General features: G+C 43.6%; 7 protein-coding genes. All 7 read left to right on the top strand.

Features of this window, described 5'->3' with window-relative positions; translation table 11 throughout:
* Positions 1 to 248 precede the first annotated feature (248 nt).
* Positions 249 to 1,490: an amidohydrolase/deacetylase family metallohydrolase gene (locus DN53_RS17605; protein ID WP_129656230.1), complete on the top strand. Its 1,242-nt coding sequence runs from the start codon at positions 249 to 251 to the stop codon at positions 1,488 to 1,490.
* A gap of 37 nt (positions 1,491 to 1,527) precedes the next feature.
* Positions 1,528 to 3,147, top strand: coding sequence for an L-lactate permease (locus DN53_RS17610; protein ID WP_129656231.1), 1,620 nt, complete (start codon positions 1,528 to 1,530; stop codon positions 3,145 to 3,147).
* Between the two features lie 154 nt (positions 3,148 to 3,301).
* Positions 3,302 to 5,086 (top strand): PQQ-dependent sugar dehydrogenase, encoded by a 1,785-nt coding sequence (locus tag DN53_RS17615; RefSeq protein ID WP_207211145.1) that lies wholly within the window; start codon positions 3,302 to 3,304, stop codon positions 5,084 to 5,086.
* 349 nt (positions 5,087 to 5,435) lie between these two features.
* A complete protein-coding gene (locus DN53_RS17620) occupies positions 5,436 to 6,041 on the top strand; it encodes an MCP four helix bundle domain-containing protein (protein WP_129656232.1) in 606 nt (201 codons plus the stop codon).
* 225 nt (positions 6,042 to 6,266) lie between these two features.
* Entirely contained in the window at positions 6,267 to 7,559 is a 1,293-nt protein-coding gene (locus DN53_RS17625) for a Glu/Leu/Phe/Val family dehydrogenase (RefSeq protein WP_129656233.1), read from the top strand.
* A 43-nt stretch (positions 7,560 to 7,602) separates the two neighbouring features.
* Positions 7,603 to 8,022: a GreA/GreB family elongation factor gene (locus DN53_RS17630; RefSeq protein ID WP_129656234.1), complete on the top strand. Its 420-nt coding sequence runs from the start codon at positions 7,603 to 7,605 to the stop codon at positions 8,020 to 8,022.
* Between the two features lie 16 nt (positions 8,023 to 8,038).
* Positions 8,039 to 8,351, top strand: a 313-nt coding sequence (locus DN53_RS18100; RefSeq protein ID WP_242502240.1) for a SulP family inorganic anion transporter, incomplete at its 3' end; no start/stop codon positions are given.

The raw sequence follows: 8,351 nt of genomic DNA on the forward strand, positions 1-8,351 counted from the left end.
TCATTTTATGTGCGTGATAAATATAATCACATTTGTATCTCGTTCCACGGAAATTGCATCGCTCCGGGCCAAAGTTTAGTTATGGCTTCAACAATGCCGATCAAAAATGTTATCAGGGAGGCATAACCTCAAAAAAAGACCTCTTAAATGATAACGGAATCGGAAAAAAAGAGGCTGTAGATCAAGGACATGTAGTATATTGAACAGGAATGAATTTTAAGTGACCTATCAAACAACCTAATTGAAGAATGAGAGGAAAAATTATTGTACTTCTGCTTTTTTGTATGTATGCCAGTCATGGTATCACAGCCCAAGAATTTGATATTGCCGTACTGGGGGGGCATGTGATCGACCCAAAAAATGATATCAACGAACCGATGGATGTTGCCATAAAAGATGGCAAGATTGCCTTGGTTTCCAAAAAAATAAATGGGAAACGGGCCAAAAGAACCGTGGATGCCAAGGGTTTGTATGTAGTTCCGGGACTTGTGGATATGCATGCCCATGGATTCTTTGGTGTGGAGGATGGCCATTATCTCAGAAACAGTTTTTATGCGGTATCCCCGGATGGATTTACTTTTCGGAATGGGGTTACCACCATGGTCGATGCGGGAAGTGCGGGATGGAAGTCCTTTAAGACATTCAAGGAACAGACCATTGATCGATCGCATACCCGGGTTCTGGCATTTCTCAATATTGTGGGAGAAGGAATGAAAGGTGGGGCGTGGGAACAAGACACCTACGATATGGATGCAAAACTAAGTGCCCTGATGGCCAAAACGTATCCTGATTTGATCGTAGGGTTTAAAGTGGCACATTTTAGAGGGGATGGCGAAGATTATTTTGTGCCCATAGATCGAGCTATCCAAGCTGGGAACATGGCTGGAAACATTCCCGTGATGCTGGATGGTAAATTGGAAGATGAGGTTCTACGCCGTTTCCGACCGGGAGATATTTTCACACATACCTATGGCCGGCCCATTATTGATACCCTGACCAACAAGGTAAAACCTTTTGTAAGGGAGGCTCGCCAAAGAGGTCTCATATTTGATGTGGGGTATGGAGGAGCAAGTTTCATGTACGCCAATGCCATTCCAGGAACCAAGGATGGCTTTTTTCCAGATGTCATCAGTACCGACCTCCATGGCGGTAGCATGAATGCCGCAATGAAGGACATTATGAGTATTATGTCCAAGTTTATGGCTTTGGGCATGGGTCTGGAAGATATCATCACCGCCGTGACCTGGAAACCTGCGGAAACCATAAAAAGACCTCAATTAGGGAATCTTTCCGTAGGGTCCGAAGGCGATGTGGCCATCTTCAATATCCGTGACGGTAAGTTTGGGTTTTATGATCAGCGAGGAGAAAAAATGTCGGGCACCAAAAAATTTGAATGTCAAGTGACCATAAAAGGTGGCAGGGTGTTTTATGATTTGAACGGACTTACTTCACCACTTCCAAGGGTGATCAGTGGGGTTCCAAGAATGTAAAACTTGGAAAATGATCGGTAACCTTAAGTTTTGACCCATGAACTGGAACCAAGTTGTAGACCCGTTTGACAATATTGTTTGGTCTTTGTTGATTGCCCTCGTACCCATCGGTACCATCTTTTGGGCTTTGGCCGTAAAAAAAATGAAAGGGCATAAGGCCAGTTTATATGCCGCCTTAATGGCAATCTTAGTTGCCGTGTTCATATATGGCATGCCGGTAAAGTTGGCATTGTTGTCCTTCGGACATGGTGTCTTATACGGCCTGTTTCCCATTTGCTGGATCGTGGTAACTACGATTTACCTGTTCAACATCATTGTAAAAAGCGGCCAGTTTGAAATTATAAAACACTCCATGGCCTCGATTACTTCGGACCGGAGATTACAAGCCTTGTTGATAGCCTTTGCCTTTGGTTCTTTTTTGGAGGGAACTGCAGGATTTGGCGCGCCAGTGGCCATTACGGCTGCCATGTTGGTAAGCCTTGGGTTCAATGCTTTCTATGCGGCAGGAATTTGTTTGATTGCCAATACAGCTCCTGTTGCATTCGGCGCTATTGGTATTCCCATAACAGTGGCTTCACAGGTTTCGGGAATACCTGAAATGGCCATCTCCCAAATGGTAGGTCGAACGTTGCCTATTCTCTCCTTGGTGCTCCCATTTTATCTGACGATGCTGGTATGCGGGTTTAAAAAATCAAAGGAGGTTTTTCCTGCCATATTGGTATGCGGGGTATCCTTTGCTTTTTTACAATGGTTCTCCTCCAATTTTTTGGGCCCGGAACTTCCGGATATTATTGCCGGACTGGGTTCCATTATCTGTCTTATTGTTTTTTTGAAATTTTGGAAGCCTAAGAATATATGGCGGTTCGCCAATGAAGACCCAGAAACACACGCTCTGGAAGGTACCTTTTCCAAAAAACAGATTGCCAGGGCCTGGTCACCTTTTGTGATACTGGCCGTATTGATAATCATTTGGGGTTTGGGTCCCGTCAAGGAAAAGCTGGATGTGATCGGTACGTTCAAGTTTGATATAACAGGACTGCACAATGTAATTGTGGATGGTCAGGGAAACAAGATACCCCATTCGTACAAATTCAACTATTTATCAGCAGCCGGAACCGCTATTTTGATTACCGCACTATTGTCCATACCCATATCGGGGATGAAATTCAGGGAGGGCTTAAAACTTTTTATGGAAACCCTAAAGCAATTAAAGTTGCCCATCATTACCGTTTCGGCCATTTTGGGGTTTGCCTATGTGGTGAATGATTCGGGGATTGTGATCACGATTGCCTTGGTTCTGGCGAACACTGGAGTTTTATACCCATTCTTTGCCCCGATCCTTGGTTGGCTGGGTGTTTTTGTGACGGGTTCCGATACTTCTTCCAACGCATTGTTCGGTAAGCTCCAATATGAAACGGCAAAAACAATCGGGGTAGACCCTCTGGTGACCGTAGCTTCAAATACTTCGGGAGGTGTGGTCGGAAAGATGATATCACCACAATCCATCGCTGTAGGAACCGCTGCCGTGGGATTGATAGGTAAAGAAGCCCAACTTTTTAGGTATACGCTAAAACATAGTTTGATAATGCTCCTACTGATTTGCTTGATCACTTTGGGACAGGCATATGTGGTCAAGTGGATTGTTCCAATATGGTAAGGGCAAAGAGTTTTGGGTAGCGTAAACCGGTTTTACCGAAATATAAATCTGGCCAAGATTTATCATGCTGCTGGTTTCATAAACCAAGTACTGGGATGATATGATTTGGCCGCAAAATGAATTGACTAAATAACCACTATAACATCAAAACTAAATGAATTCGAAAAGTAAAATGATGAGAGGAATGGCTCCGATGGCGGCCTTTACATTTCTTTCGCTGGCGCTGTTCCAGTGCACCCCAAAAACCAATGAAGTTGTCCTAAAAGGAGACCCGGATAATGGCGGACTGTTCCTTCCAAAGGGATTTGAAGCATTGGTAGTGGTTGATAGTATTGGACGTACGAGACATATTACGGTCAGTGAAACGGGCGATATTTATGCGCAATTGAGCAATTCCAAAGATGGGAAGGGAACCATTGCCCTACGAGATCTGGACCAAGATGGCAAAGCGGACAGTATTGTACACTTTGGGGATTTTATTGAAAAGGGTAGGGGAGCCACCGGGATTACCATACATGATGGATATTTATATACCAGTACAAGAAAATTCATTTACAGAAACAAGATAAAAGAGGGAGAATTGGTTCCAACCAGTGAGACCGAGTTGGTACTTACGGATATGGATCCCAACGTGGGAAGAAATTGGCATACCACCAAGCCGGTCGCTTTTGATGATGAAGGACATATGTACGTTCCGTTCGGGAGCCCCTCCGATGCTTGTCAGGACATGGCACTTTACGGACCGGTAGGCATTCCCAATGGAAAAGGATTGGAGCCTTGCCCTGAACTGGAAAAGCATGCTGGAATATGGCAATTCGAGGCCAACAAAATAGGACTCACCCAAGAAGACGGAACAAAGTTTGCCACGGGAATCAGAAGTGTAGTGGGCATGAAGTGGAACCCTAAAGACAAAAGTCTGTATGCCGTGGGCAATGGAATTGACAACTTCCATACCATGTTCCCAGATGTTTACTCCAAGTGGCAGGCCGCTGTGCTTCCTTCGGAAAAGTTAATGAGAGTAACCGAAGGATCCAATTATGGATGGCCCTATGCCTACTATGATCATATTCAGAAAAAAAACGTCTTACAACCGGGATATGGTGGCGATGGGGAAACCATTGGTAGGGCCGCCCAATTTGATGAGCCCGTAATAGGCTTTCCAGGACACTGGGCCCCCATGGATGTTTTGTTCTACGATGGGGACCAATTTCCTGATCGCTATAAAAATGGGGCATTTATTGCCTTCCATGGATCAACGGATCGAGCCCCTTATCCCCAAGCCGGGTTTGTGGTTTGTTTTGTTCCCTTTGATGAGAATGGGGAATCAACCGGGGAGTGGGAGGTTTTTGCAGATGGTTTTGCCAATTTGGAAGTGGTTGCCAATACCAGCGATGCCATATATAGACCCATGGGGCTTTCTACAGGCCCTGATGGTTCGCTTTATATAAGTGAATCCAACAAGGGAAAGATCTGGAGAATTATGTACCATGGCGACAAATCTGGTTTTGGAAGAGAGCAGCTGGCATCAATGGAGGAAATAAAACAGACCAAGTCCTACATTAAAGATCCGGATCCCGTAAAAGATGTTATTTCCGAAGGAGATCTTCATAGTGGAAGGATACTATACAATACCTATTGTGCTGCCTGTCACCAAGGTGATGGCAAAGGGGATAACAATCGTTTTCCACCTCTTCGAGATTCAGAATGGGTAATGGGCGATGAGAGCAAACTGATCGATGTGGTCCTCAACGGTATCACAGGCCGAATAGAGGTAAATGGAAAATCATATGATGGCCTAATGCCTGCCAATAGTCATTTGGACGATCATGCCATTGCCTCCATCCTTACCTATGTGCGTAAAGCTTTTGGCAATGAATCGCCCCCGGTGAGCGCTCTTGATGTTGAAAAAATAAGAAAGGAAACCACCGATAAAAAATAAAGCTCCCGTTTTAGGTAGCCACATGTATTTTGAATTTGGCTTAGCGTATGGACGTTACCAAATGGGTTAAAATTCTCCCGACCGGGGAGTTTCTCCCCGGTCTCCTCTAAGTTCTATATTTTTTATTTATCATAAAAAATTGATTTTCAGGTTTTTATGAGGGTATCTCATTTTTCGGTTTTTAAGGCATGGACTTTGCCTAACAGAATATCATGCGTTTTGAAACTTGATTTTCCACGGATTTTGGATAAGTAGTTTCCAAAAATCCTCAAATGGTAATCAGATGAAGGACGGTGCTTAAAATTCCAAGGGAATGGACAAATCATACAATGGAACTTAAAATGGAAATATGGTAGGTAAACTCTCAATACGACAACGGATACAAGTGGGCTTTGTTCTGGCAACTGCTTTTTTGCTGGTTTTGGCTTCCAATTTGTTGGATAGGAAATATTTTTCCACCATCCAGGAAACGGTTAAATCCATATATGATGACCGGATAGTGGTGCAGGACTATATCTATCAATTGCAGGATATGGCCCATGAAAAGGAAATAGCCTTTATAAAAGGTGAAAATTTGGAGGAGAATAAGGACATCAAAGTTTTGTTGAACGATTTTTCCAAAACCAAATTGACCCGTGATGAGGCCAGGTTACTGAAACAATTGGACCATCAATTCTCAGGATTGGAGCCCTTGGAATTGGCCATTTCGACCAAAACTGTTTCGCAAGCTGAAAAAGTCAAGGCATTGGATCAGTTGGATCGAATACACAAAACCTTGGATGGCCTTGAAAAGATTCAACTGGAACAGGGTGGGGTGTTGACCCAGCTTTCCGAAAAAAACTTGAGGGTCAATAAGATGTTATCAAACCTAGAGATAGCATTCTTGACCATAATTGGCGTATCCATTTTAATATTGGTATTCTATCCGGTCAAGGTTTTAGAAACCATCCGCTGAAATTCCACCATTACATCACTAAAATTTATATAACCCATGAAAGAATTGGTTAGGAGCTTATGCTCTACATGTAGGTATACAACCTATTGCTCTTTGAGCCGGGATAGGTCCAATATCCAACTCTGCAATGAATACGTCCATCGGTACAATGGCACTGGTACCACCCTTATGGTCTCAAATGAAATGAGTAATAGTTAAGTGTTCAATACAATTAAAATCCATCAAATGACAACGACAATAACATCGAGAAAAAAACAACCCAAACAAGGGATGTTGGATAATGTCATGAGGCAGTTCAACAACGCTGCGGACATTATAGAATTGAACAAGAATATCCGCAAGATACTTGAAGTGACCAACAATGAATTTATTGTCCACTTTCCGGTTCGAATGGATAATGGAGAAGTGGAAATATTTACGGGCTACCGCGTACAGCACAATAATGCCCTTGGGCCATACAAAGGTGGATTACGGTACCACCATACGGTGGATATCGATGCAGCAAGGGCCTTGGCCATGTGGATGACCTGGAAGACTTCCTTGGCTGGATTGCCCTATGGTGGAGCCAAAGGAGGTATTCAACTGGACCCAACAAAATATTCCCAAGATGAACTGCAGCGCATTACCAGAAGATTTACCTATGCCCTTGGGGACAATATTGGTCCGGAATTGGATATCCCGGCGCCTGATGTGAACACGAATTCACAGACCATGGCCTGGATTTTGGATACCTATATGTCTACCAAATCTCCCAATGAGCGTTCAAAGAATTTGCATGTGGTTACCGGAAAACCTATTGGTACAGGTGGCTCCGAAGGGAGGGATAGGGCAACCGGTTATGGGGTTTTCTTGACCATCAAGTTTTGGGCCGAACATAAAAATGTAAATCTGAAGAATAAAAAGTTTATCGTTCAAGGTTTTGGTAATGTGGGATATTGGGCGGCCTACTTTCTGGAAAAAGAAGGTGCCATACTTACTGCGGTGCAGGATGCCTACGGTAGCATACATAATGACACAGGAATCTCCACGGAAAAACTTTTGGACTATTCAAAGGCCAATAAAGGAAGTATTTTGGGTTTTTCGGATGCTCGCCCAATAGATAACACCGAGTTCTTTGATTTGGATTGTGATATCTGCATTCCTGCCGCTTTGGGAAATCAGATTACGGTGGAAAATGCACCGAATATAAAAGCGAGTCTGATCGCAGAGGGTGCCAATGGCCCAACGGATGTAAAAGCCGAGGAAATTTTGTTGAAACGGGGTGTGGACATCATCCCCGACATACTCTGCAATTCAGGTGGTGTCATAGGAAGTTACTTTGAATGGTTGCAAAACAGAAATGGCGAAATATGGCATTTGGATGAGGTGATGGAAAAGTTGGAAAGAAAAATGAAGGAATCCTTCACCAAGGTGGTCCATAAGGCAACATCCAAAAACCTGGATATGCGCACAGCGGCTTTTGTCATTGCCATTGAGCGACTCGAAGAAACCTATGTGCAAAGAGGTATTTTTCCATAGAGAGAAGAAATATAAGTACCCATAATGTTTTAAAAGAAATACAATGAAATACGGGAGTTTGGTAATTGAAAAAAAAGAATATGTCCTTTTGAAAAGGTTGATGAACGTTTCGGGATATTATAAGGACACAACACTGAGGAGTTCTGTTCAGAAGCTGATGGGGGAATTACAGGCAGCGAAGATTCTGGATGAGGCAGATATGCCGGATGATGTCATTCGGTTCAATACAACCGTTACCATACTCTCCGAAAATGGATGGCACAAAAGGTTTAAGCTGGTGGTTCCCAGCAAAAGTGATGTGAAAAACAACCATATTTCAATTTTGACCCCTATGGGGTCCGCCGTCATGGGATATGCCAAAGGCGATTCGCTCGTATGGGAATTTCCATCGGGCAATCAGAAACTGACCATTGAAAATGTGGAGCAGGAGAACGAATCCATCAACCTAAACATGATGATCTAAAAACATATAAAATACTATGAGGAAATTTTTTTCCAATTTGAGAGGAGATATATTTGGCGGGGTTACCGCAGGGATAGTGGCCCTTCCCTTGGCACTGGCATTTGGTGTAAGTTCTGGAATGGGACCCAGTGCCGGACTCTATGGTGCTATTTTCATCAGTTTTTTTGCTGCACTTTTTGGTGGGACCAATACCCAGATTTCTGGTCCCACGGCCCCTATGACCGCAGTGAGTATGGTGGTGGTTACGGGGATTCTGGCATTGAATGATGGTAACTTGGAGAAAGCCCTGCCCGCCATATTGATGGTTTTTTTAATGGCGGGGGTCCTCC

Source organism: Flagellimonas olearia, from assembly GCF_004150225.1.
In the GTDB taxonomy this organism is placed as follows: domain Bacteria; phylum Bacteroidota; class Bacteroidia; order Flavobacteriales; family Flavobacteriaceae; genus Flagellimonas; species Flagellimonas olearia.

Bases quoted from the DNA above. Each gene is read 5' to 3' on its own strand.
- DN53_RS17605 (WP_129656230.1), top strand. From the start codon at position 249: ATGAGAGGAAAAATTATTGTACTTCTGCTTTTTTGTATGTATGCCAGT.
- DN53_RS17610 (WP_129656231.1), top strand. From the start codon at position 1,528: ATGAACTGGAACCAAGTTGTAGACCCGTTTGACAATATTGTTTGGTCT.
- DN53_RS17615 (WP_207211145.1), top strand. From the start codon at position 3,302: ATGAATTCGAAAAGTAAAATGATGAGAGGAATGGCTCCGATGGCGGCC.
- DN53_RS17620 (WP_129656232.1), top strand. From the start codon at position 5,436: ATGGTAGGTAAACTCTCAATACGACAACGGATACAAGTGGGCTTTGTT.
- DN53_RS17625 (WP_129656233.1), top strand. From the start codon at position 6,267: ATGACAACGACAATAACATCGAGAAAAAAACAACCCAAACAAGGGATG.
- DN53_RS17630 (WP_129656234.1), top strand. From the start codon at position 7,603: ATGAAATACGGGAGTTTGGTAATTGAAAAAAAAGAATATGTCCTTTTG.